The sequence below is a fragment of the Streptomyces sp. NPDC004111 genome, from assembly GCF_042874215.1.
In the GTDB taxonomy this organism is placed as follows: domain Bacteria; phylum Actinomycetota; class Actinomycetes; order Streptomycetales; family Streptomycetaceae; genus Streptomyces.
This window is the reverse complement of record NZ_JBIAMU010000022.1, coordinates 31,050-53,684: the sequence shown is the minus strand read 5'-3', so window position 1 is coordinate 53,684 and position 22,635 is coordinate 31,050. Positions and strand designations below refer to the sequence as shown.

General features: G+C 71.3%; 19 protein-coding genes and 4 tRNA genes. 14 read left to right on the top strand and 9 right to left on the bottom strand.

From position 1 onward, the window contains the following. The first annotated feature begins 74 nt into the window (after positions 1-74). The 7 genes from ACFYVL_RS35035 (at position 75) to purM (ending at position 8,167) form a co-directional block, all read left to right on the top strand. Complete coding sequence (locus ACFYVL_RS35035; RefSeq protein ID WP_389252244.1) at positions 75-2,003, top strand: hypothetical protein; 1,929 nt, start codon at positions 75-77, stop codon at positions 2,001-2,003. 51 nt (positions 2,004-2,054) lie between these two features. After that, positions 2,055-2,582, top strand: a complete 528-nt coding sequence (locus ACFYVL_RS35030; protein ID WP_389252242.1) for an ArsR/SmtB family transcription factor — start codon at positions 2,055-2,057, stop codon at positions 2,580-2,582. A gap of 29 nt (positions 2,583-2,611) precedes the next feature. Further along, positions 2,612-3,589: a M23 family metallopeptidase gene (locus tag ACFYVL_RS35025; RefSeq protein WP_389252240.1), complete on the top strand. Its 978-nt coding sequence runs from the start codon at positions 2,612-2,614 to the stop codon at positions 3,587-3,589. 10 nt (positions 3,590-3,599) lie between these two features. Beyond that, entirely contained in the window at positions 3,600-4,418 is an 819-nt protein-coding gene (locus tag ACFYVL_RS35020) for a sterol carrier family protein (protein ID WP_389252238.1), read from the top strand. A 60-nt stretch (positions 4,419-4,478) separates the two neighbouring features. Then, entirely contained in the window at positions 4,479-5,336 is an 858-nt protein-coding gene (locus tag ACFYVL_RS35015; protein ID WP_389252236.1) for an META domain-containing protein, read from the top strand. Positions 5,337-5,518: 182 nt separating this feature from the next. Continuing rightward, on the top strand, positions 5,519-7,045 hold the full coding sequence (gene purF / locus ACFYVL_RS35010; protein WP_389252234.1) for an amidophosphoribosyltransferase: 1,527 nt from the start codon (positions 5,519-5,521) through the stop codon (positions 7,043-7,045). Positions 7,046-7,090: 45 nt separating this feature from the next. After that, positions 7,091-8,167 carry a phosphoribosylformylglycinamidine cyclo-ligase gene (purM, locus tag ACFYVL_RS35005; protein WP_389252232.1) on the top strand — a complete coding sequence of 359 codons (1,077 nt, stop codon included), beginning with the start codon at positions 7,091-7,093 and terminating at the stop codon, positions 8,165-8,167. Positions 8,168-8,330: 163 nt separating this feature from the next. Here the strand turns inward: purM and ACFYVL_RS35000 are convergent, their stop codons facing one another. Both ACFYVL_RS35000 and ACFYVL_RS34995 read right to left on the bottom strand, forming a co-directional pair. After that, positions 8,331-8,579 carry a DUF3073 domain-containing protein gene (locus ACFYVL_RS35000; RefSeq protein ID WP_362422924.1) on the bottom strand — a complete coding sequence of 83 codons (249 nt, stop codon included), beginning with the start codon at positions 8,577-8,579 and terminating at the stop codon, positions 8,331-8,333. 277 nt (positions 8,580-8,856) lie between these two features. Continuing rightward, positions 8,857-9,942 (bottom strand): Leu/Phe/Val dehydrogenase, encoded by a 1,086-nt coding sequence (locus ACFYVL_RS34995; RefSeq protein ID WP_389252230.1) that lies wholly within the window; start codon positions 9,940-9,942, stop codon positions 8,857-8,859. Between the two features lie 215 nt (positions 9,943-10,157). Here ACFYVL_RS34995 and ACFYVL_RS34990 point away from each other — a divergent pair, with 215 nt between their 5' ends. Beyond that, complete coding sequence (locus tag ACFYVL_RS34990; protein WP_389252228.1) at positions 10,158-11,000, top strand: hypothetical protein; 843 nt, start codon at positions 10,158-10,160, stop codon at positions 10,998-11,000. Between the two features lie 642 nt (positions 11,001-11,642). After that, the gene (gene bldC / locus ACFYVL_RS34985; RefSeq protein ID WP_003949541.1) at positions 11,643-11,849 is read left to right on the top strand and encodes a developmental transcriptional regulator BldC; all 207 of its coding nucleotides are present in this window, start codon (positions 11,643-11,645) and stop codon (positions 11,847-11,849) included. A 561-nt stretch (positions 11,850-12,410) separates the two neighbouring features. Here bldC and ACFYVL_RS34980 read toward each other — a convergent pair. From ACFYVL_RS34980 to hrpA, 3 genes are all read right to left on the bottom strand, one after another. Then, on the bottom strand, positions 12,411-12,716 hold the full coding sequence (locus ACFYVL_RS34980) for a DUF6274 family protein (protein WP_389252226.1): 306 nt from the start codon (positions 12,714-12,716) through the stop codon (positions 12,411-12,413). Between the two features lie 102 nt (positions 12,717-12,818). Then, positions 12,819-12,893 (bottom strand) — tRNA-Asp (locus tag ACFYVL_RS34975). Between the two features lie 102 nt (positions 12,894-12,995). After that, positions 12,996-16,967: an ATP-dependent RNA helicase HrpA gene (gene hrpA / locus ACFYVL_RS34970; protein ID WP_389252224.1), complete on the bottom strand. Its 3,972-nt coding sequence runs from the start codon at positions 16,965-16,967 to the stop codon at positions 12,996-12,998. Positions 16,968-17,081: 114 nt separating this feature from the next. On the opposite strand from hrpA, the gene ACFYVL_RS34965 reads away from it, so the two are divergent. From ACFYVL_RS34965 to ACFYVL_RS34945, 5 genes are read left to right on the top strand one after another with little or no spacing between them, the layout of a single operon-like run. After that, entirely contained in the window at positions 17,082-17,627 is a 546-nt protein-coding gene (locus tag ACFYVL_RS34965) for a hypothetical protein (RefSeq protein WP_389252222.1), read from the top strand. A 60-nt stretch (positions 17,628-17,687) separates the two neighbouring features. Continuing rightward, positions 17,688-18,200 (top strand): hypothetical protein, encoded by a 513-nt coding sequence (locus ACFYVL_RS34960; RefSeq protein WP_389252220.1) that lies wholly within the window; start codon positions 17,688-17,690, stop codon positions 18,198-18,200. 16 nt (positions 18,201-18,216) lie between these two features. After that, positions 18,217-19,050 carry a DsbA family protein gene (locus tag ACFYVL_RS34955; protein WP_389252218.1) on the top strand — a complete coding sequence of 278 codons (834 nt, stop codon included), beginning with the start codon at positions 18,217-18,219 and terminating at the stop codon, positions 19,048-19,050. Then, positions 19,047-19,913, top strand: a complete 867-nt coding sequence (locus tag ACFYVL_RS34950; RefSeq protein WP_389252216.1) for a cytochrome c biogenesis CcdA family protein — start codon at positions 19,047-19,049, stop codon at positions 19,911-19,913. The genes ACFYVL_RS34955 and ACFYVL_RS34950 overlap by 4 nt, the downstream gene beginning before the upstream one ends. Continuing rightward, positions 19,910-20,596 (top strand): DUF4870 domain-containing protein, encoded by a 687-nt coding sequence (locus ACFYVL_RS34945; protein WP_389252214.1) that lies wholly within the window; start codon positions 19,910-19,912, stop codon positions 20,594-20,596. Before ACFYVL_RS34950 ends, ACFYVL_RS34945 begins: the two co-directional genes overlap by 4 nt. Before the next feature lie 109 nt (positions 20,597-20,705). Here the strand turns inward: ACFYVL_RS34945 and ACFYVL_RS34940 are convergent. The 4 genes from ACFYVL_RS34940 to ACFYVL_RS34925 form a co-directional block, all read right to left on the bottom strand. Further along, positions 20,706-20,782: transfer RNA gene (locus ACFYVL_RS34940), tRNA-Phe, on the bottom strand. A 22-nt stretch (positions 20,783-20,804) separates the two neighbouring features. Beyond that, positions 20,805-20,879: transfer RNA gene (locus ACFYVL_RS34935), tRNA-Asp, on the bottom strand. Between the two features lie 47 nt (positions 20,880-20,926). Continuing rightward, positions 20,927-20,999: transfer RNA gene (locus tag ACFYVL_RS34930), tRNA-Glu, on the bottom strand. 81 nt (positions 21,000-21,080) lie between these two features. After that, positions 21,081-22,628 carry a metallophosphoesterase gene (locus tag ACFYVL_RS34925; protein ID WP_389252212.1) on the bottom strand — a complete coding sequence of 516 codons (1,548 nt, stop codon included), beginning with the start codon at positions 22,626-22,628 and terminating at the stop codon, positions 21,081-21,083. Positions 22,629-22,635 lie beyond the last annotated feature (7 nt).

Genomic DNA, 22,635 nt, shown 5'->3' with positions numbered 1-22,635 from the left:
CGCGGGTGAGCGAACACCCAACTCCCCCCGGGAAAGCGCCCGTTCCGCTTCCCGCCGGCCGGATACCCGAGGGCGTGACGGCCTGGCGCACGGCCGAGGTGCGCGGCTGGCTGGCGTCCGTACCCGCCCGGTGGGCCCGCCCGGTGTGGCCGACGCTGGTGCTGCTGGGGGCGGTGGTGTGGGCGGTGCTGGCGGTCCCGGAGCCGAAGCCGGCCGGGCTCTGGCCCGAGGGGGCGCTGTACCCGGGAAACCCGTCGGCCACCGACCGGGCGGAGATCTCGGGGCCGCACCTCGGCCCCGACCTCTCCGGTTCCGTCCCGCTCGCCCGGGACTCGGCCGCACCCCTGGGGCAGCTCACCATCTACGCGGTCTCCGTGTCCACGACCGACGGCGGTGTCGCGTCGTGGTGGGGGTGGCCCACGGTCTTCCTGGGGCTGCTGGTGCTGGAGCTGCTCTGGATCTGGCGCAGGCCGGCGCTCGCCCTTGCGGTCCTGGTCCCGCTGGCGACCGGGGCGCTGATCTCCACCGACGCGCTCGGCCGGACCGCGCTGCCCGCGCTCGTCGGGGTCGCGGTGGCCGCCGCGCTGGCCGCCGTCACCCTGCTGCACCGCAGGGCCGTGCGCGTACGGCAGTGGGAGCGGGTGGCGGAGGCGGCCGGTCCGCGACGCCACCGGCCGCCCGCCGTGCCCGGTGGCGTCCGGCGTTCCCGCCGCCCGTACGTCCTGCTGGCCGCGGCGGGTGTCCTGCTCGCCGTCGCCGCGTACACCGGGTGGCGGGCGACCCTGTACGAGGGGAAGTGGGCGCTGCTGATCACCGGCACCCTCGGCGTCGCCCTGCTGATCGAGGGCGTGGTGCCGCTCCTGCGGTCGGCTCGGCTGCACCGGCGCACCCAGCCCGCCCTGCGGGTCCTGGTCGGGGAGGGCGCGGACGGCAGGACCTGGGTGTACGCGGCCGACGACAGCGAGGGGCGCGAACCGCTGCTCGGCTTCCGCTCCTGGGGCGGGTACGAGGGCGGCCACGGGGCCGACGCGGCGGCCGGAGCCACGGGCGGGGCGGCCGGAGACGACGGCGGCCAGGCCGGAGCCGCCGCCGGGGCGGCCGGAGGCACCGGCGGGCAGACCGGAGGCACCGGCGGGGAGGCCGCGCGCCCGTGTCCGCTGCGCGAGGCGGTCCTGTACGGAACCCCCGCCGTCGGCGCCGAGCTGGTGTACGTCGCCGCGGTCGAGGGCCCCGGGGGGCGCGTCGCGGTGGAGCACAGCACGACCCCGGCCGCCCGCCGGAACCGGCCCGGACACATCGGACACACCGGACACCCCGGGGGCGAGTCTCCCTCAAGCCCCGAAGACCCCACCGACCCCACTGCCTCCGGCAGTCATGAAGAGCACCTGGACCCCATGAACCACACCGATCCCCACGACCCCATCGACCCCACCGACCCCGACCCCACCGCCCCCGGTCCGGCCGCCGCGTCCGACGCCCCCGGCTGCCCGAGCTGGTCGGCCGGTCCGGTCGGCCGGACCATCGGGGTCCTGCTGCTGCTCGCCGAGATCGGGGTCGTCTGGTCGTTCCTGGACGGTGACCGCGGCTGGCGGGTCTGGTTCGCCCTGCTGGTGCTGCCCTTCTCGCTCGGCTACGTCGCGGCGGCCCTCAACTGGCGCGTCACCGCCGACCGCGCCGGGCTGTGGATCGCGGGCGGCTGGCGGGTCAGGCACCTGCGCTGGGCGGAGGTCGAGAAGGTCGAGTACGACGAGGAGGGCATCCGCTTCCGCGGTCCGGACGGCATCCGCGCCGGAATCCGCCCCACCGGCTGGGCGCGGCTGGACCGCCGTACCGCCAAGGGGCACCAGGCCGCGCGGGCCGCCGCGGCGATCCGCGCCATGCTCGCCGACCCGGCGCTGCGCCCCGCCCGGGACAGCACCCCGGCCGAGCAGGGCATGCCGCTGGGCCCGGTGATCGCGCTGCTGACCGTGCTGGGCGCGGTGGCGGTGCTGATGCTGGGCTGAGGCGGCCCCAAGCCGCTTGCCAGGAATTACGTAACTACGTAATCTCGGATCATGGACCTGGAAGCACGCGTCGCCGAGCTGGAGCGGCGCATGGCGGAGCTGGCGGGCGCCTGCGGGCACGACGAGTCCGCCGGGCAGCCCTCCCGGCCGGCCGGGCCCGAGGGCGACTTCTGGGCGCTCGAAGGGCTCAAGGTACAGCTCGCCGGTCTCGGTGTGCCCGACGGCGGGGCGCTGTTCACCGGCGACGTCCGGCTGCCGCCGGGGGAGCGGTACGAGTGGCAGTACGGCGCGACCACCGACGGGCTGCTCGACGGGGACTGGGCGGCGAAGGCGGACGCGTTCGCCGCGCTCGGCCACCCGGTCCGGCTGCGGCTGGTCCGCGAGATCCTCGGCGGACTCAGGACCGCCGCCGAACTCCACGAGCTCGACGGCCTGGGCACCACCGGCCAGATCTACCACCACCTGCGCCAGCTCACCGCCGCCGGCTGGCTGCACACCACCGGACGCGGGCGCTACGAGGTGCCCGCGGTGCGGGTCGTACCGCTGCTGGTGATGCTGACCGCCGCCGCCACGCCGTAGCCGCGCCCGCACCACCGAGGGGACCGACCATGACCGCACGACGGGCCGCACTGACGCTCAGCCGCATCCTGTGGGCGTACTTCGTCGCTCAGGAGATCGCGAAGTTCTTCGTGCGGCTTCCCTACTCGGGGCCGGTCGGCGCGCTGCCGATGGTGCTGGCCATCGCGCTGGCCTGCTGGCGGTGGGACGACGCCCGGCGCCACCGCCTCGCGCTCGGCACGCCCGACCCCGTGGAGCTGGCCGCGCCGGTGACCGGGCGGTGGAGCGCGCTGAACAGCCCCGCGGACAAGACCCCCAGCCACGGCACGCACAAGTACGCGCAGACGTACGCGATCGACATCCTGGCCGAGCCCGGCGAGGGCGCGGCGCGGACCCGGCCGGCCGCCGTGTGGCTCTGGCCGCTCGCCCGCCGGAGCGAGGCGTTCCCCGCCTTCGGGGAGCCGCTGTACGCCGTCGCCGACGGGACGGTGGTGCACGCGGAGGACGCCCAGCGCGACCATCTCAGCCGCAACTCCCTGATGGGCGTGCTCTACCTCCTGGTCGTCGAGGGCACCCTGCGCGTGATCGCGGGACCGCGCCGGGTGGTCGGCAACCATGTCGTCCTCGACCTGGGCGACGGCAGGTTCGCGGTGTACGCCCACCTCCGGCGGGGTTCGCTCGCCGTCCGGACCGGCGACCGCGTGGTGGCGGGACAGCTGCTCGCGCGGTGCGGCAACAGCGGCAACTCCTCCGAACCGCACCTGCACTTCCAGCTGATGGACACCCCCGACCTGGACACCGCGCGCGGACTGCCGTTCAGCTGGCGCGGCGTCGGGGTGCCGAAGGCGGGCGAGCCGTTCGAGGCGACCACCGGGAGCGGGACCGCCGACGGGTCCGGGGCCGGAAGCGGGGCAGGGGCCGGAAGCGGGGCAGGGACCGGAAGGGGGACCGGGTCCGGAAGCGGGACCGTGGCCGGAAGCGACCCCGCGATCCGGCGGAGCGACGGCATTGTCAGTGGCGGCCTCTAACCTCGGTCCCATGGCCTCCACGTCCGCGAACTCCGCCGCCCGCGCCAAGAAGAAGCGCCCGCGCACCTACGACTCTGCGAAGATCCGGGCCGCCGTGCTCGCCCAGTTCGGGCATGTGCGGGAGGCCGTCGAAGGGCTGTCCGAGGAGCAGCTGGCGCGGCCCGCCGGGCTCGGCGGGTGGAGCGTGCGGGAGCTGGCCGCGCACCTCTCGATGTCCCTGGGCTCGCTCGTACGGTTCCTGGGCGAACCGGCCCCGGCCAGGGCCGAGGTGTCCCTGACCGAGTGGCCGTTCACGACCGCGCCGCACGCCGGGCAGGTCGCCGAGGACACCAGGCGGCTCGCGTCCGGCGCTCCGGTGGGGGAGCTGTTCGCCCGGGTCGCGGCGGACGTCGCCGAGGTGCTGCCGGGCGCGGACGACGAGCGGATCGTCCGCACCCGCGTCGGGCCGATGCGGCTGGCGGACTTCCTGGTGACCCGTACGGTCGAGCTGGTGGTGCACGGCGACGACCTCGCGCGGGCCACCGGCACCGAGGTGAGGTTCGACCGGCAGGCGCTGGCCGCGTGCACCCGGCTGCTCGCGGACGCGCTCGCCGTGAAGGCCCCGGGAGCCTCCACCGAAGTACGGATCCCGCCGTTCGCGGTCGTGCAGTGCATCGAGGGCCCCCGGCACACCCGGGGCACCCCGCCCAACGTGGTGGAGACCGATCCGCTGACCTGGATCCGGCTTGCCACAGGACGTACACAATGGGCGGACGCGATCGAAGACGCGCAGGTCAGAGCCAGTGGAGAGCGTGCGGATCTGGTGGGGGTGCTGCCGCTGATGGGCTGAACGGCGGCCGTCCGCGGGGCCAAGTGGAACCAGTAGTCCCACCTGTTCCGTCCCACCGGCATGCAGACGAAGCCGAAGCTCAAGACGCGAAAGACGAAGCAGGCGCTCAGTGTTTCCGTCACCGCCCTGGCCCTCCTCGCACTGGGTGCTTGCGGTACGGAGAAGGCGGGGGCGGGCTCCGGGCCGGATGTCGACAGAAAGGACGGCGGCGCGGTGCAGTCCGACCTGCCGCTGACCGGGGTGCGCTGGACCGTCGAGAACTCGACCGTCGGCGGCAAGAAGGCCGCGGCGCCCAAGGACGTGTACGTCGAGATCGACGACAAGGGCACGGTCAAGGGCAACTACGGCTGCAACACCTTCAGCGGCAGCGCGAGCGTCAAGGGCGACACCGTCAAGCTCGACAAGCTGCTGTCCACCCAGATGGCCTGTGAGCAGCAGGACTTCGAGATCTCGCTGCGCAAGACCTTCAAGGACCCGCTCAAGGCGAAGCTGAACGACGGCAGGCTCACCCTGACCACGGCCAAGGGCGACACCGTCGCGCTGACGTCGAAGCCGGTGGAGCCCGCCGCACCGCTGGCCGGCACCAAGTGGACCGTCGACTCCTTCCTGGCGGGGAAGACCGCCAAGTCGCTGCCCTCGGACACGGCCGGCAAGGCGTACCTGACCTTCGGCAAGGACGGTTCGGTGCACGGCCGCACCGGCTGCAATTCGCTGAACGGAAAGGCTACGCAGGGTGACGGAACCCTGGAGTTCGGCCGCATCGCGACCACTCGGATGATGTGCCAGGGCGAGGGGGCGGCGGTGGAGAAGCAGCTCCTCGAAGTCCTCAGCGGCAAGACCACCTACCGCGTGGACGGCCGCACCCTGTCGCTCACCGGGGCCGACGGCAAGGGCCTGGCGGCGAAGGCCGCCAAGTAGGCCCGGGGAAGTGCCCCCGGAAGGGCGGTCCGGCCGCCCGGGCGGGGCGGGCGAACGGGAAGGGCCCGGCGGTCTCGGACGAGGGCCCTTCCCGCCCCTGAGCAGGACCGTTTCGCCCAGCCCCCACCGCTAACCCCCTCCCCAATTCGGACCAGTGGTCGATCTCGCCTACACTCGGTGCCGTGCCTCGTGGTGATGGACGACTCAACCACGACCTGCTCCCCGGTGAGAAAGGCCCCCAGGACGCTTGCGGCGTCTTCGGTGTCTGGGCTCCCGGCGAAGAGGTCGCCAAGCTCACCTATTTCGGACTGTATGCACTGCAGCACCGTGGACAGGAGTCCGCGGGAATCGCAGTCAGCAACGGGTCCCAGATCCTCGTCTTCAAGGACATGGGACTGGTCTCGCAAGTCTTCGACGAAACCTCTCTCGGCTCCCTCCAGGGCCACATCGCGGTCGGTCACGCGCGCTACTCCACCACCGGAGCCTCGGTGTGGGAGAACGCGCAGCCGACATTCCGTGCCACCGCGCACGGCTCGATCGCGCTGGGCCACAACGGAAACCTGGTCAACACGGCGCAGCTCGCCGAACTGGTCGCCGACCTCCCCAAGGAGAACGGCCGGGCCACCCAGGTGGCAGCCACCAACGACACCGACCTGGTCACGGCCCTCCTCGCGGGCCAGACCGACGACGACGGCAAGCCCCTCACCATCGAGGAGGCCGCCGCAAAGGTGCTCCCCAAGGTGATGGGCGCCTTCTCCCTCGTCTTCATGGACGAAGGGACCCTCTACGCGGCCCGCGACCCGCAGGGCATCCGCCCGCTGGTCCTCGGCCGGCTGGAGCGCGGCTGGGTGGTGGCCTCCGAGTCCGCCGCCCTCGACATCTGCGGTGCGTCCTACGTCCGCGAGGTCGAGCCGGGCGAGCTGCTCGCGATCGACGAGAACGGTCTCCGTACTTCGCGATTCGCGGAAGCGAAGCCCAAGGGCTGTGTCTTCGAGTATGTGTACCTGGCGCGCCCCGACACCGACATCGCGGGCCGCAACGTCTATCTCAGCCGGGTTGAGATGGGCCGGAAACTGGCGAAGGAAGCCCCTGCCGACGCCGATCTCGTCATAGCGACGCCCGAGTCCGGCACCCCCGCCGCGATCGGATACGCCGAGGCCAGCGGGATTCCGTACGGCTCGGGACTCGTGAAGAACGCCTACGTCGGCAGGACCTTCATCCAGCCGTCCCAGACGATCCGCCAGCTCGGCATCCGTCTGAAGCTCAACCCCCTCAAGGAAGTCATCAAGGGCAAGCGCCTGGTGGTCGTCGACGACTCGATCGTCCGCGGCAACACCCAGCGGGCCCTGGTCAAGATGCTCCGCGAGGCGGGCGCGGCCGAGATCCACATCCGGATCTCCTCGCCGCCCGTGAAGTGGCCCTGCTTCTTCGGCATCGACTTCGCGACCCGCGCCGAGCTGATCGCCAACGGGATGTCCATCGAGGAGATCGGCACCTCGCTCGGCGCCGACTCCCTCGCGTACATCTCCATCGACGGCATGATCGAGTCGACGACGATCGACAAGCCGAAGCTCTGCCGCGCCTGCTTCGACGGCGAGTACCCCATGGAACTCCCCGACCCGGAGCTCCTCGGCAAGCAGCTGCTGGAGACCGAGCTCGCGGCCGGACCGGCGAACACCGCCGCCGCCGAAGCGCTCCGTCGGCCCTAGCGCCCGTACCACCCTGCTGTTCGACACGAAAGTTCTCACCTCCCCATGTCTGAGAAGTCTGAGACCACCGGTGCCAGCTACGCGGCCGCGGGCGTCGACATCGAAGCGGGCGACCGCGCCGTAGAGCTGATGAAGGAGTGGGTGAAGAAGACGCAGCGCCCCGAGGTCCTCGGCGGCCTCGGCGGCTTCGCCGGCCTCTTCGACGCCTCCGCCCTCAAGCGCTACGAGCGCCCGCTGCTCGCCTCCGCCACCGACGGCGTCGGCACGAAGGTCGACCTCGCCCGCCGGATGGGCGTGTACGACACGATCGGCCACGACCTCGTCGGCATGGTCGTGGACGACCTCGTCGTCTGCGGTGCCGAGCCCCTGTTCATGACCGACTACATCTGCGTCGGCAAGGTGCACCCGGACCGCGTCGCCGCCATCGTCAAGGGCATCGCCGAGGGCTGCGTCCTGGCGGGCTGCGCCCTGGTCGGCGGCGAGACGGCCGAGCACCCGGGCCTGCTGGGTCCGGACGAGTTCGACGTGGCGGGCGCCGGCACCGGCGTCGTGGAGCACGACCAGCTCCTCGGCGCGGACCGGATCCGCGAGGGCGACGCCGTGATCGCGATGGCCTCCTCCGGTCTTCACTCGAACGGGTACTCGCTCGTACGGCACGTGGTCTTCGACCGCGCCGGCTGGGCCCTGGACCGGGAGGTCGAGGAGTTCGGCCGCACGCTCGGCGAGGAGCTCCTGGAGCCCACCAAGATCTACTCGCTGGACTGCCTGGCCCTCACCCGCACCGCCCCGGTGCACGCCTTCAGCCACATCACCGGCGGCGGCCTGGCGAACAACCTGGCGCGGGTGATCCCGGACGGTCTGCACGCCACCGTCGACCGCTCGACGTGGACCCCCGGAGCCGTCTTCGACGTCGTCGGCCAGGCGGGCAAGGTGGAGCGCCTGGAGCTGGAGAAGACCCTCAACATGGGCGTCGGCATGATCGCCGTCGTACCGCAGGAATCGGTCGACGTGGCCCTGGCCACGCTGGAGGACCGCGGCGTCGACTCGTGGGTGGCCGGCGAGATCCTCGCCCGTGGCGACCACCGCGAGGGCGCGGCGCTGACCGGCGACTACGCGAAGTAGACCCGGTGGCCGGGGCCCGCAGCCCCGGCCACCGGCACAGCGGGACGCACAGAACCCGGTCCGGGGCGAAAGCCCAGGACCGGGTCCGGTGGGTACTGCTCAAACCTTATGAAAATTTTCGAGGTGTACGAACGCCAGAACTGAACGCGCCAGAGCTGAAGCGTCAAGCGCCGCGGCGCTGCGACGAAGGACCGGACTCATCGTCCTCGTCATCGTCGTTGTACTGCGACGCGTACTGTGCGTACGGGTCGTCCTCCTCGTCATCGTCCTCGAACGGCTCGCCATTCGGCGGCTGTTGCGAAGTCGAAGCGCCCAGCTCATTGGCCAGACGCGACAGGTCAGTCCCGCCGCTGCTGTACTTCAGCTGGCGGGCGACCTTCGTCTGCTTGGCCTTTGCCCGGCCGCGCCCCATGGCTCGACCCCCTCGGTGACGGGGCTCGACGGCCCCAGAGTCTTGACACGCGTTCATGGTTGGGAACGGGCTCTCCGTGGAGAGACCGGTCCGCAGGACTTCAACGGTACCTGCTTCTTTGGCCATACGGTACGCCGCCCGCATGAGACACCTCGAAGCACAACCGGCAGGACGAACCGTCCCCGCTGGTCAAACGCGATTTTAGCCTCTTCCTGACGGCCGACCCGCCGAGGGGGGTGAGCGATGTCTCCCCGCCGGGCGGGCCGGCCCGCCCGGATCAGCGCCGGGCCCGCGCCTCCGCCATCCGCTGCTCGGCGATCCGGTCCGCCGCGGCGGCCGGGGGAACACCGTCATTCTTTGCACGAGCGAAGATCTCCAGGGTGGTGTCGAAGATCTTCGCGGCCTTCTTCTTGCACCGGTCGAAGTCGAAGCCGTGCAGCTCGTCGGCGACCTGGATCACGCCGCCCGCGTTCACCACGTAGTCCGGGGCGTAGAGGATCCCGCGGTCCGCGAGGTCCTTCTCCACGCCCGGGTGGGCGAGCTGGTTGTTGGCCGCGCCGCACACCACCGAGGCGGTGAGCACGGCGACGGTCTCGTCGTCGAGGGCGCCGCCCAGCGCGCACGGGGCGTAGACGTCCAGGCCCTCGTGACGGACCAGTGCCTCGGTGTCGGCGACCACGGTGACCTGCGGGTGCTTGTCGGTGACCCGGCGCACCGAATCCTCGCGCACATCGGTGATCACGACCTCGGCGCCGTCCTCCAGGAGGTGCTCGACCAGGTAGTGGCCGACCTTGCCCACGCCGGCCACGCCGATCCTGCGGCCGCGCAGCGTCGGGTCCCCCCACACCTGCTGGGCGCAGGCCCGCATGCCCTGGAAGACGCCGAACGCGGTCAGCACGGAGGAGTCGCCCGCGCCGCCGTTCTCCGGCGAGCGGCCCGTCGTCCAGCGGCACTCGCGCGCCACCACGTCCATGTCCGCGACGTACGTACCGACGTCGCAGGCGGTCACGTAGCGGCCGCCGAGGGAGGCGACGAACCGGCCGTAGGCGAGGAGCAGCTCCTCCGTCTTGATCTGCTCCGGGTCGCCGATGATCACGGCCTTGCCGCCGCCGTGGTCGAGCCCGGCCAGTGCGTTCTTGTAGCTCATCCCGCGCGAGAGGTTGAGGGCGTCGGCGACGGCCGCCTCCTCGCTCTCGTAGGGGTAGAAGCGGGTGCCGCCCAGGCCGGGACCGAGGTCCGTGTTGTGCAGGGCGATGACGGCCTTGAGGCCGGAGGCGCGGTCCTGGCAGAGCACGACTTGTTCGTGGCCGCCCTGCTCCGTGCGGAACAGGGTGTGCAGGACGCCGTCGGAAGATGCGGTCACTGTGGTGACTCCCAATTGCGAGGCGGTGAAGCCCTCTTGCGGGTGGAGAGGGCCGATGGGCATGAGATTAGGCCCCGGGGGGCCCTCATTAGGCCGGAGTGCCGCAGATCACCCCCATCCGAAGGAGCCGTGGGACGATTTGTCTCCGGTCGCGGTCCGGTCGCGTCCGGGTCGCAGTCCGCGGTCGCAGTCCCGGTCGTAGTTGAGGAGCAGGCGTGCCCCTGGCGTCATCGGTGATCGTCCCGTACGTGTCGTCCTTGCGGGTGTACGAACCGCTGGCCGCGTTCCCCGAACCGGAGCGTACGCACTGGGCCCGTTACGCCCGCCGCGCCGAGCACCCCACGCCGCAGGACGAACTCCGCGCCTCCCTGGCCGACTTGCTGCCCACCCCGCCCGTCGTGGTGCCGGTGCACGAGAGCGGGGACGCGTACGTGGCCGAGGTGGACGAGGTCCTGGTGGTCTGTCCGTGGCGGACCAGGCTGCGCGGCTGGCTGGCCCTGGCTGAGCTGGAGGAGCAGTACCCGGCCCCGCTGCTGGACGCCGTGCTGCCGCCGCTGCTGCGCCGGCAGGCGACCGCGGACCACGAGCGGTGGCGGGAGCGGAACCCGGACGCCCGGCCGTGGATCAAGACCTCGGTGTGGCACGTGCCGGTGCGCTGGTTCGTCCTCTTCGGGGACGAGGAGCGGGAGTACGTCAAGGGCTCGGCGGACAGCGCGCCGGTGCTGCGCTACCGCACGCCGATGGTGCAGGCGCGGCGCCGGGTGGCCCGGGGGCTGCGCACGCTGCGCGAGCACATGGAGGAGGGCCCGCTGGTGTCCGGCCTGCTGGAGGTGGGGCGCTGGCTGGAGGAGTTCCACCCGAGGTCCCTCGTCGAACTGGACTACGGGGGGCTGGCGCACGTACTGGACGAGAGGGAGCTGGCGACGGACCGGTCGGCGGCGGACGTGGCGGCGGGCATAGGGGCGCTGCGGGAGGGCGATCCGGACGGGGCGGCCCGCGCGTACGGCAGGCTCGCGGACCGGTGGCGGGCGGTACGGGAGCGGCAGTTCGCCAACTGACGGGGGACAGGACCCGGTTCGGCGGTGCGCGAGGGCGCCCGGCGGAGCGGTGCGGGAACGGGCGGCTGCCTCGCGGCCGCCCTTTTTCCGCTTCCCGGGCAGTGAATACCGCATACCGAATGCGATTTGAGGAAAACCTGAGCTACAGCTGAACCAGACCGTGATGTGGTGCGTGTGACAGGTGGGACGAAGTGCCTCGGGACCTACGTCCCGATCCGGGCTTTTGTGGCAAGCGTGACGGACGGCACTTAATCCCCTCTTGCGCTCATCCCCCGCCCTCGTGTCAAAATAGGACAAGGAGTCCGGGGAGGGCTCCTTCCGTCCAACTAAGGGCGGATTGCTCGGCATTGCACTCTATGGGGGGTCTGATGACTCCTGATCGCTCTGTGACTGATCGTCACTGTGGCGTGACTGTCCGCTATGGCATGGTCCATCGGCTTCCGTCGCGGATGAACACCTCAGAGGGCAATTCCGTCGGTTTGGCCCACGCGGCTGGACGGATGGTGTAGTTGTAGTGCCGAGGACAAGCCGTTCGTCCTATAACCGACTCGGCCCGCGTCCGCCATTTCGGGCAACGCGGGTCAAGGTGCAGAATTTAGAGGAAAGAACCGTGAAGGTTCGGTTCTCCCGAGGAGGCCGCTCATGACCGCTCGCACCCCTGACGCCGAGCCGCTGCTGACCCCGGCTGAGGTCGCCACGATGTTCCGCGTGGACCCGAAGACGGTGACCCGCTGGGCCAAGGCAGGGAAGCTCACGTCCATCCGCACGCTGGGTGGGCACAGGCGCTACCGCGAGGCCGAGGTCCGCGCACTGCTTGCGGGTATTCCGCAGCAGCGCAGCGAGGCCTGAGGCATCGCATTACCTCGCATTACCGCTTCACATCTTTACCCGCAGTAACGGCAAGACCTCGCAACACCCCCGCACAACTGGGTAATTCGGACACGGGTCCCCCAACTCGTTCCGTGCACCCACCCATAGCTCCATCCGACCGGCCCCCGCCCCAACGGGAGCCGCGTCTTTGATCGCGCTGGACTCCGCCGGGTCCAGCGCGATTTTTTTTGTGCCCCGGCGCCGCCGACGGCCGGACGAAGGCCGCCTGCCGCCCGGCCCGTACGCGTGCCGCCCGGCCCGTACGCGCCCTGCGCCCGGCCCGCGCACGTCCGCCGACCGGCCCGTACGCACCTGCGGCCGGTTCCCGGGAGGCTCTGTGGCTCGTGGTGGAGGGCCGGCTTCCGGGAGGCGGGGGCGATGTCCGGGGGAGGTGCAATTGCACATATTAAATTGGGCCGTTGTAGGAGGGGTGTAAGTTCCCCCGTCCCGCAAACTCTTTCGGTGACACCCGTCACAGCTCATGACTCTTGATAAATCCGAGCTTGCCACCCAAAGGGGGTCCCGGTCGCGGGGCAATGGTCACGGGATCGGGGGACTTTCGTCCTCGGTCGCGCAATGCTCCGTGCCGGGCTCGGCGTGGCTGCTTGTGGGAGCGGCGGCACAGCCGCCTGTGGGGCCCTCGCGGGGGCCTTCCGGGATCCGAACGGCGGGCGGCGCGGAATCGGGCTCAGGGGCGGCCCCGTGGTCGCTCTCGGGCTCCATGGCGAGCAGCAGCAGCCGGCGGCAGATCGGACAGTGCTCCGTCCGGTGCCGGTAGTTCATGGCGGCAGCGAGATGGGCGCGCAGCAGTGCGCGCGTCTCGTGCCGTGCCGTGGATGCCGCCACGCGTCACCTCCGGTCCCCTGCCTTCCGGATTACCGGTGGCAGATGACGGAGTCAAGACGAAGGAAGGCCCCGATCCATCGGATCGGGGCCTTCGAAGTAAAGCGGTCCTGACGGGATTTGAACCCGCGGCCTCCACCTTGACAGGGTGGCGAGCACTCCAAACTGCTCCACAGGACCTTGATTCGCAGCTTTTCGCCTGGTTTCTGCGTGTCGCTGCGAGTCAGACTGTACAGCAGGTCAGAGGGTGCAGTCGAACCCGATCCCGGGCGGCCCGCCGGGCTACGGCGCCGCCGCGTCGATCGCCTTCACGATCCGCTTGTCGGAGACCGGGTACGCGGTGCCCAGGGCATGCGCGAAGTAGCTGACCCGCAGCTCCTCGATCATCCAGCGGATCTCCCGCACCTCCTGCGGCACGGGCCTGCCCTGCGGCAGCTGCTCCAGCAGCCAGGCGTACTCGTCCTGCATCTCGTGGACCTTCTCCATGCGCGCGGTGTCGCGCTGGGCGCCGGTCGGCATCTGCTGGAGGCGGCGGTCGGCGGCCACCAGGTAGCGCATCAGGTTCGGCAGCCGCTTCAGCCCGGTCTTCGTGACGAAGCCCGCCGGCATCAGGGCGTCCAGCTGCTTGCGCACGTCGGCCAGGTTCGCCAGCAGCACCGGGCTCCGCGTCGACTTCAGCCGGCGCTCGCAGGCCTGCCAGGCGGCCAGCACCTGCTGGACCTGGCCCACCGTGCGCACCGTCGTGTCGACGAGGTCCGCGCGCACCTTGTCGTACAGCTTCCGGAACGACTCCTCGTCCCAGGCCGGGCCCCCGTGGTCGGCGATCAGCTTGTCCGTGGCGGCCGTCGCGCAGTCGTCGAAGAGCGCCTGGATCGAGCCGTGCGGGTTGCTGGAGAGGGCCAGCTTCTGCTGGTTGGTGAGCTTGTCCGAGGCGAACTTGGCCGGGTTCACCGCGATGTTGAGCAGCACGAGACGTCTGGTGCCCGCCCACATGGCCTGCCGCTGCTCGGCCTCGGAGTCGAAGAGCTGCACGGCGACGGAGGTGCCCTTGTCGACGAGCGCCGGGTACGCCTTGACGGGCTGGCCCGCCCGCTTCGTCTCGAAGACCTTCGTCAGCGTCCCGATCGTCCAGTCGGTGAGGCCGGAGCGCTCGATGGTCTCGCCGCCGGAGCGCTCCGCCGTCGCCGCCGCGGCCTTGGAGAGCGCCTGGCGGGCCTTCGGGCGCAGCTTGAGGCGCAGCGCCTCCAGGTCCTTGTCCTCGGCGAGCTTCTTGCGCCGCTCGTCGACGATCCGGAACGTGATCCTGAGGTGGTCCGGGATCCGGGACAGGTCGAAGTCCGCCGCGGAGACCGGGACGCCGACCATCTTCTGCAGCTCGCGGGCGAGCGTGAAGTGGATCGGCTCCTGAAGAGGCACCGCCCGGTCCAGGAACCTCTGCGCGTAGTTCGGGGCGGGTACGTAGTGCCGGCGGATCGGCTTGGGGAGGGAACGGATCAGCTCCGTCACCACCTCCTCGCGCAGGCCCGGGATCTGCCAGTCGAAGCCCTCGTCGGTGACCTGGTTGAGCACCTGGAGCGGGATGTGGACGGTCACGCCGTCCGCGTCCGCGCCCGGCTCGAACTGGTAGGTCACCCGGAACTTCAGCGGGCCCTGCCGCCAGGAGTCCGGGTAGTCGTCCTTGGTGACGCCCGCGGCCTTCTCGTTGATGAGCATCTCGCGCTCGAAGTCGAGGAGCTCGGGCTCCTCGCGCTTCTTGTGCTTCCACCACGAGTCGAAGTGCGCACCGGAGACGACGTGGTCGGGGATGCGCCGGTCGTAGAAGTCGAAGAGGGTCTCGTCGTCCACCAGGATGTCGCGGCGCCGGGCCCGGTGCTCCAGCTCCTCGACCTCGGTGAGCAGCTTGCGGTTGTCGGCGAAGAACTTGTGGTGGGTGCGCCAGTCGCCCTCGACGAGCGCGTTGCGGATGAACAGGTCGCGGGAGACCTCGGCGTCGATCCGCCCGTAGTTCACCTTGCGCTGGGCGACGATCGGGACGCCGTACAGCGTGACCCGCTCGTACGCCATCACGGCCGCCTGGTCCTTCTCCCAGTGCGGCTCGCTGTAGGTGCGCTTCAGCAGGTGCTGGGCGAGCGGCTCGATCCACTCCGGTTCGACCTTGGCGTTGACCCGGGCCCACAGCCGGGACGTCTCGACCAGCTCGGCGGACATGATGAAGCGCGGCTGCTTCTTGAAGAGGGCCGAGCCGGGGAAGATCGCGAACTTGGCGTTGCGGGCACCGAGGTACTCGTTCTTCTCGGTGTCCTTGAGGCCGATGTGCGAGAGGAGACCGGCGAGCAGCGAAGTGTGCACGGAGGTCTCCGGGGCGTCCTCCTCGTTGAGGTGGATCCCCATCTGCTTGGCCACCGAGCGCAGCTGGGCGTAGATGTCCTGCCACTCGCGGATCCGCAGGAAGTTCAGGTACTCCTGCTTGCACATCCGGCGGAAGCTGGAGGAGCCGCGCTCCTTCTGCTGCTCGCGGATGTAGCGCCACATGTTGAGGAAGGACAGGAAGTCGGACGTCTCGTCCTTGAACCGGGCGTGGTTCTGGTCCGCCTGCTGCTGCTTCTCGACCGGGCGCTCGCGCGGGTCCTGGATGGAGAGCGCGGAGGCGATCACCATCACTTCCCGTACGCAACCGTTCTTGTCGGCCTCCAGGACCATGCGGGCCAGCCGGGGGTCGACCGGCAGCTGGGAGAGCTTGCGGCCCTGCGGGGTGAGGCGCTTCTTGGGGTCCTTCTCGTGCGGGTCGAGCGCGCCGAGCTCCTGGAGGAGCTGGACGCCGTCGCGGATGTTGCGGTGGTCCGGCGGGTCGATGAACGGGAACTTCTCGATCTCGCCGAGCCCGGCCGCGGTCATCTGGAGGATGACGGAGGCGAGGTTCGTCCGCAGGATCTCGGCGTCCGTGAACTCCGGGCGGGTGAGGAAGTCGTCCTCGGAGTACAGCCGGATGCAGATGCCGTCGGAGGTACGGCCGCAGCGGCCCTTGCGCTGGTTGGCGCTGGCCTGGCTGATCCGCTCGATGGGCAGCCGCTGCACCTTGGTGCGGTGGCTGTAGCGGGAGATGCGGGCGGTGCCCGGGTCGATCACGTACTTGATGCCGGGGACCGTCAGCGAGGTCTCGGCGACGTTCGTGGCGAGGACGATGCGGCGGCCGGTGTGGCGCTGGAAGACCCGGTTCTGCTCGGCGTGGCTCAGACGCGCGTAGAGCGGAAGCACTTCGGTCAGGGGGAGCTTGCGTTTGTTCAGGGCGTCCGCGGTGTCGCGGATCTCGCGCTCGCCGGAGAGGAAGACCAGGATGTCGCCGGGGCCCTCGGACTGGAGCTCGTCGACGGCGTCCGCGATGGCGGTGATCTGGTCGCGGTCGGAGTCCTCGGAGTCCTCTTCGAGGAGCGGGCGGTAGCGGACCTCGACGGGATACGTCCGCCCGCTGACCTCCACGATCGGCGCGCTTTGCTGCGCTCCGTCCTCGCTGTTCTCCATGTCCACGGAGGCGAAGCCGCCGAAGTGCCTGGCGAACCGCTCGGGGTCGATCGTCGCGGAGGTGATGACGACCTTGAGGTCGGGGCGCCTGGGGAGCAGCTGGGCGAGGTAGCCGAGCAGGAAGTCGATGTTGAGGGACCGCTCGTGGGCCTCGTCGATGATGATCGTGTCGTACGCGCGCAGCTCGCGGTCCGTCTGGATCTCGGCGAGCAGGATGCCGTCCGTCATCAGCTTCACGAAGGTGGATTCCGGGTTCACCTGGTCGGTGAACCGCACCTTCCAGCCGACGGCCTCGCCGAGCGGCGTCCTCAGCTCGTCCGCGATGCGGTCGGCGACGGTGCGTGCGGCGATCCGGCGGGGCTGGGTGTGCCCGATCATGCCCCGTACGCCGCGCCCGAGCTCCATGCAGATCTTCGGGATCTGCGTCGTCTTGCCGGAGCCGGTCTCGCCCGCGACGATCACGACCTGGTGGTCGCGTATCGCGTCGGCGATCTCGTCCTTCTTCTGACTGACGGGAAGGTTCTCGGGATACGTGATCTCGGGCAGGCGCGCGGCCCGTGCGGCCACCTTCGCGGCGGACTTCTCCGCCTCGGCGGCGATCTCGTCCACGACGGCCTGCCGGGCCTCCGGCTTGCGGATACGACGGGCGCCTTCGAGGCGGCGGCCGAGGCGGTGAGCGTCGCGGAGCGAGCTCTGGGCGAGGAGCGCCTGGAGGTCGGCGAAGGAAGTAGACATACCTGGTCCAGGATCTCACCCGGACCGTGCGACTGGCCAACCATTTGGCCGGGGGTGCGGGGCACGGCCACGTACCCTTTCCGAACAGACCGATTCGAACCCGAGAGGCCCCGCGTGCTCCGTACGACACGACTCACCCGGTGGTGCGGCCCTGCCGCGCTGCTGGCGGTCGTGCTCGGCATGCTCTGCGGGCCCGCGGCGGCGGCCCCGGTGGCGGCCCTCTCCGGCGCGGGAGCGAGCGCCGCGTCCGTCCCGGTGGCGGCCTCCTCGGGGTCCGCCTCCGTCCCGGCCGTGGCCTCCTCGGCCTCCGCGTCCGTCCCGGCCGTGGCCCACTCCGCTGCCGTGTCCGTCCCGGTGGCGGCCTCTTCGGCCGGGGTGTCCACTCCGGCCGAGGACCCGTCCGGCCCCGCGCGGGCCGGGTTCGGCCCGGTGGACGCGCCGGGCTGCGACCGGGCCCCCGCTCACCCCGACGGCACGCACCCCTCCACGCCGCCGCGCACCGGCACCCCGTACGACCTGCTGCCCGTCCTGTGCGACGGCGACCGGTCCGCGGCCGTCGGCCGGTACCTCGACGCGGCCCTCTCCTGCGCACCCCGGCGCGGTCCGCCGACCCCGCTGCCGCCCTCACCCGTGGAGCTCTCCGTCCTGTTGCGCGTGTAGCGAGGCGCCGATCCGGCATGCCCTCGTACCCGTACGACACGACACGAAAGTTCCGTACACATGCTGACCACCTCGCGCGCCGCCCTGCGCGACGCCGGGCGGGCCTGTGCCGCCTGGGCGCCCTCCCGGTGGGGCGTGGCCGGTGCGGCCGCCGTTCTGTGCGGCCTGCTGCTCGGCCTCCCCACCTCCCTCGTACCCAACCCGGTCTTCGGCCGGGTCCTGCCGCCCGAGTGGTGGAACTACCCGGTGCTGGCCGCCTCCTCGGTACTCGGCGGGCTGATCCTGGCGACGTACCTCGCACCGCGCGACCGGACCGCGCCCCGTGAGCCCCGCGGCCGTCTCGGCGTGGCGGGCGGCGTGCTGTCCTTCCTCGCGGTCGGCTGCCCCGTCTGCAACAAGCTGGTGCTGCTCGCCCTCGGCACCTCCGGCGCGCTGACCCTCTGGGCGCCCCTCCAGCCCGTGCTCGCGCTGGTCTCCCTGGTGCTGCTGGCCGTCGCCGCCGTGCGCCGGCTCGCGGGAGAGGTGGCCTGCCCGGCCGCCCCCGCCGCCGCAGCCCCCGCCTCCACCCTCTGACTCCAGGAGCTTCGCCATGGCCGCCAAGACCGGCAGCAGCAGCAACAAGAACAACGGCAGGACCAAGAACAGCAGGAACCGCAACATCCTCATCGGCGCCGGTGTCGCCGTCGCCGCCCTCGCGCTGGGCGCCGTCTCGTACACCGCCACCAAGCCCGCCGACAACACCATCCGCCTGACCGAGGAGCCCGCCTCCACCGCCGGGGCCGACCCGCAGCAGGGCGTCTACCCCGAGCTGGAGAAGCTCGCCCGCCGCACCGAGGGCGACAAACTGGCCCAGGGCCGCGCCGACGCGCCCGTCGTGATGGTCGAGTACGCCGACTTCAAGTGCGGCTTCTGCGGCAAGTTCGCCCGCGACACCGAGCCGAACCTGGTGAAGAAGTACGTCGAGAACGGCACGCTGCGCATCGAGTGGCGCAACTTCCCGATCTTCGGCGAGGAGTCCGAGGCCGCCGCACGCGCCTCCTGGGCGGCCGGGCAGCAGGGCCGCTTCTGGGAGTTCCACCGGGCCGCCTACGCCAAGGGCGCGAAGGAGAAGGGCTTCAAGGCGGAGCGGCTGACGGAACTGGCCGAGGAGGCCGGCGTCGAGGACCTGGCGCAGTTCCGCGCCGACCTGGACGGCAAGCAGGCGAAGGAGGCCGTGCGGAAGGACCAGCAGGAGGCGTACGGGCTCGGCGCCAGCGCCACCCCGGCCTTCCTCGTCAACGGCCGGCCGATCTCCGGCGCCCAGCCCGACGAGGTCTTCGAGCAGGCCATCGAGCAGGCCGCCAAGACCGCGAAGGCCGCCAAGCCGCAGGGCAGCCCCACCGGGAGCCCCACCGGGAACGGCACCGGGGAGAAGCAGCGGTGACCGCGAACATCGGTTACTTCGCCGCCTTCCTCGGCGGCCTGCTCGCCCTTGTCAGCCCGTGCAGCGCCCTGCTCCTGCCCGCGTTCTTCGCCTACTCCATCGACTCCGCCTCGCGCCTGCTGGCCCGTACCGGAATCTTCTACGCCGGGCTGGCGACCACCCTGGTCCCGCTGGGCGCGGCCGGTTCGTACGCCGGACGGTTCTTCTACGGCAACCGCGACCTGCTGGTGACCGTCGCGGGCAGCGTGATCATCGCGCTCGGGGTCGCACAGATCCTCGGCATGGGCTTCGCCTCGAAGCGGATGGCGGAGCTCTCGGGCCGCATCAAACCCACCACCGCCCTGTCCGTCTACGCGCTCGGCGCGGTCTACGGCCTCGCCGGGTTCTGCGCCGGGCCGATCCTCGGCAGCGTGCTCACGGTGGCCGCGATGGGCGGCAGCCCGGTCTACGGCGGCCTCCTGCTGGCCGTCTACGCGCTGGGCATGGCTGTCCCGCTCTTCGTACTCGCCCTCCTCTGGGAACGCTTCGACCTCGGCAAACGCCGCTGGCTGCGCGGTCGCACCCTGTCCGCGGGCCGCTTCGAACTCCACACCACCTCCCTGCTCTCGGGCCTCTTCTTCATCGCGCTGGGCGTCGTCTTCCTCCTCTTCGACGGCACGACGGCCCTGCCCGGCCTCCTCGACGTCGACGACTCCTTCGCCCTCGAACAGTGGGCGAGCGGCCTCGGCAGGGCCGTCCCCGACTGGGCGCTGCTGGCCGCACTGGTGGCGGTGGTCGCCGTCCTGCTCGGTGTACGGACGAGACGCGGCCGGGACAATGAGGAGGAATCGAACGGCCTACCCGAGGAACGACTTCCCCGATGACCACACCCCCGCCCGACCAGCCGCCCCAGGACCCGAACGGAGCCGGCCCCCACGGCCCCTCGGACCAGCCCGGCTACCCGGGCGCCTCGGACCCGTCCGGCTACCCGGGCCCCGCTGACCAGCCGGGCTACCCCGGCCCCTCCGACCAGCCCGGCTACCCGGGCTACCCCGGCTACTCCGGTCACCCCGGTTACCCCGGCCACCCGGGACAGCAGCCGTACGGTGCCCCCGGCCCGTACGGCAATCCCTACGCCGCTCCCGGCCACGGCATGCCGTACGGCCCGGCCATGAACACCAACTCCGCGATGTGGGCCCACCTGGGCACCCTGATCGCGCTCTCCGTGGGCTCCGGCATGACCTGCGGCCTCTCCGCGGTCCTCGCCTGGGTGGTCGGCCTGTCGATCCGCTCCGGCGCCCGCGACCCCTTCACCCGCGAACACGCGACGGCCGCGCTGAACCTGGCACTGACCTCGCTGATCTACAGCGTGGGAATGGTCGCGGCGTCGGTGGCCCTGGCGTTCCTGCCGCGGGGCGCCGAGGCGCTCCAGGCGGTGCCGTGGGTGCTGCTCATCGCCTACGGCATCACGGTGATCGTCTTCACGATCCTCGCCACGGTCGCCGCCAACAAGGGCCGCCCGTACCGCTACCCGGCGTTCCTGGCCTTCCCGATGGTCAAGGCCTGAACCGGCCGGGGGTCCTCCCGCAGCGGTCGCGGGGGACCCCCGGGTCCCGGTGGGCACTCCCGGCCCGGGAAACGCGAAGGGCCCCGTTCTGAGAACGGGGCCCTTCGTCTGGTGGCTGGGGCCGGGATCGAACCGGCGACCTATCGCTTTTCAGGCGATCGCTCGTACCAACTGAGCTACCCAGCCACTCGGATCTTGCGATCCGCAGCGGTCCTGACGGGATTTGAACCCGCGGCCTCCACCTTGACAGGGTGGCGAGCACTCCAAACTGCTCCACAGGACCAAGCTTGTGCGAGACGCACTGCAAAGAAGTCTCGCACAGGTATTGCGTGCCCCCAACGGGATTCGAACCCGTGCTACCGCCTTGAAAGGGCGGCGTCCTGGGCCACTAGACGATGAGGGCTAATTGGCCCGCCTGTGCGCCTCGCAGCGCGTCGGGGACGTGAGAAGCATATGGGATGCCGGGGGGGATCGCCAAAACGGTTTACCGGGGGCCTGGAGCGGGGGTGGCCGGGAGCTTCCCGCGGGGCGTGTTCTCGGCCGGGAGATGGCGGCTGACCTCGGCCGTCGTCAGGCCGAGACCGCCCAGGGTGATCTCGTCCCAGGCCTGGAGCCGCCGGGTGTCGCGGTCCAGGTAGAGCAGGGAGGCGCGGATCTTCTGCGGGTCGGCGTCCTCGACCGCGCGCAGTCCGCCGCCGCCGGTGGAGCCCTGGACCATCAGCCGGGTGCCGTGCCTGAGGATCTCGGTCCTGCGTTCGTGGGTGTGCCCGGCGAGTGCGAGCGGGACCTCGCCGTCGGTCTGGGCGACCGCGATCGGGTTGTGGGCGACCGCGATGTCGACGGGGGTGCGGGCCGCCTTCTGGTCGCGCAGGGCGGCGGCGAGCTGGACCCCGGCGACGCGTTCGTTGCCGTCGCCCTGGGGTTTGACCGAGCGGTCCGGGGTGAACTGCGGATCGCCGATGCCCGCGACGCGCAGCCCGCCCGCGACGGTGACGGCGTCGCCGTTGTCCAGCACGTGCACGTTCTTCAGGCGGGACAGGTAGGCCTGGGTGCCGGCCGAGTCGTGGTTGCCGCGGACCCAGATGTAGGGGGCTCCCAGGTCGGGGACGGCGTCCAGGAAGGCGTTCTCGGCGGAGCTGCCGTGGTCCATGGTGTCGCCGGAGTCGATGATCGCGTCGATGTCGTACTGCTCGACGAGCGAGCCGATGATGTGCCACGACGCCGGGTTCAGGTGGATGTCCGAGACGTGCAGGACGCGCATCGTGGTGGGGGAGGGCTGGTAGGCGGGGAGGGTGGAGGTGGCGTTGTAGAGCTTGGTGACGTTGGTGACCAGGCGGGCCAGCTCCTGCTGGTAGACGTTGAACTCCGCCACGATGTTGCGGGCGTCGCCGACCACCGAGGGCGCCGAGGACAGCAGCCCGGAGAACTTCGGCTCCAGTACGGACTTGGGGTTCCAGGTGGCGTACGCGGTGATGCCCGAGGCCGTCAGCAGGGCGAGCGCCAGACCGCCGGCGGCCAGTGCGCGGCGGGGGCGGCGGTAGACCACCAGCCCGAGGGCGGTGGCTCCGGCGAGGACCGCGGCGGAGGAGCGCAGCGCCAGGTCCAGGGTTCCGGCGGCCACGTCCCCGGTGATCTCGTCCTGGAGGCCGGAGATCCGTTCCGGGTGGCTGACCAGGGCGGAGGAGCGCTCCGGGTCGAGCTGGTCGACGTCCACGTCGAGCCGGATGGGGGCGGTGTGGGAGTCGAGCTCCAGGGCGCCCAGGGGAGAGACGTTGATCTTGGTGCCGCCGACGAGGGAGGGGCGCAGCGTCATGGTGGTGTCCATGGGGCCCACGGGGGTGCGGACGGCGCCGACGATCAGCAGCCCCAGCCAGGCCCCGGCCAGCACGACCGCCACCAGACCCAGGGCGCGGCCCCACGGATGGGGCGGGTGCGCCAGCGTGCTGGTGGGGGCGGAGTGGTGCGAGCGGTAGTGGCCGACCAGACGGGCGGCAGTGGCGCGAATGCGATGGGCACGGGGTGCTCGGGCCATTGGGCCC

Coding starts and splice junctions, on each gene's coding strand:
- ACFYVL_RS35030 (WP_389252242.1), top strand. CDS start 2,055: ATGGACCTGGAAGCACGCGTCGCCGAGCTGGAGCGGCGCATGGCGGAG.
- ACFYVL_RS35025 (WP_389252240.1), top strand. CDS start 2,612: ATGACCGCACGACGGGCCGCACTGACGCTCAGCCGCATCCTGTGGGCG.
- ACFYVL_RS35020 (WP_389252238.1), top strand. CDS start 3,600: ATGGCCTCCACGTCCGCGAACTCCGCCGCCCGCGCCAAGAAGAAGCGC.
- ACFYVL_RS35015 (WP_389252236.1), top strand. CDS start 4,479: ATGCAGACGAAGCCGAAGCTCAAGACGCGAAAGACGAAGCAGGCGCTC.
- purM (WP_389252232.1), top strand. CDS start 7,091: ATGTCTGAGAAGTCTGAGACCACCGGTGCCAGCTACGCGGCCGCGGGC.
- ACFYVL_RS35000 (WP_362422924.1), bottom strand. CDS start 8,579: ATGGGGCGCGGCCGGGCAAAGGCCAAGCAGACGAAGGTCGCCCGCCAG.
- bldC (WP_003949541.1), top strand. CDS start 11,643: ATGACCGCTCGCACCCCTGACGCCGAGCCGCTGCTGACCCCGGCTGAG.
- hrpA (WP_389252224.1), bottom strand. CDS start 16,967: ATGTCTACTTCCTTCGCCGACCTCCAGGCGCTCCTCGCCCAGAGCTCG.
- ACFYVL_RS34960 (WP_389252220.1), top strand. CDS start 17,688: ATGCTGACCACCTCGCGCGCCGCCCTGCGCGACGCCGGGCGGGCCTGT.
- ACFYVL_RS34955 (WP_389252218.1), top strand. CDS start 18,217: ATGGCCGCCAAGACCGGCAGCAGCAGCAACAAGAACAACGGCAGGACC.
- ACFYVL_RS34945 (WP_389252214.1), top strand. CDS start 19,910: ATGACCACACCCCCGCCCGACCAGCCGCCCCAGGACCCGAACGGAGCC.
- ACFYVL_RS34925 (WP_389252212.1), bottom strand. CDS start 22,628: ATGGCCCGAGCACCCCGTGCCCATCGCATTCGCGCCACTGCCGCCCGT.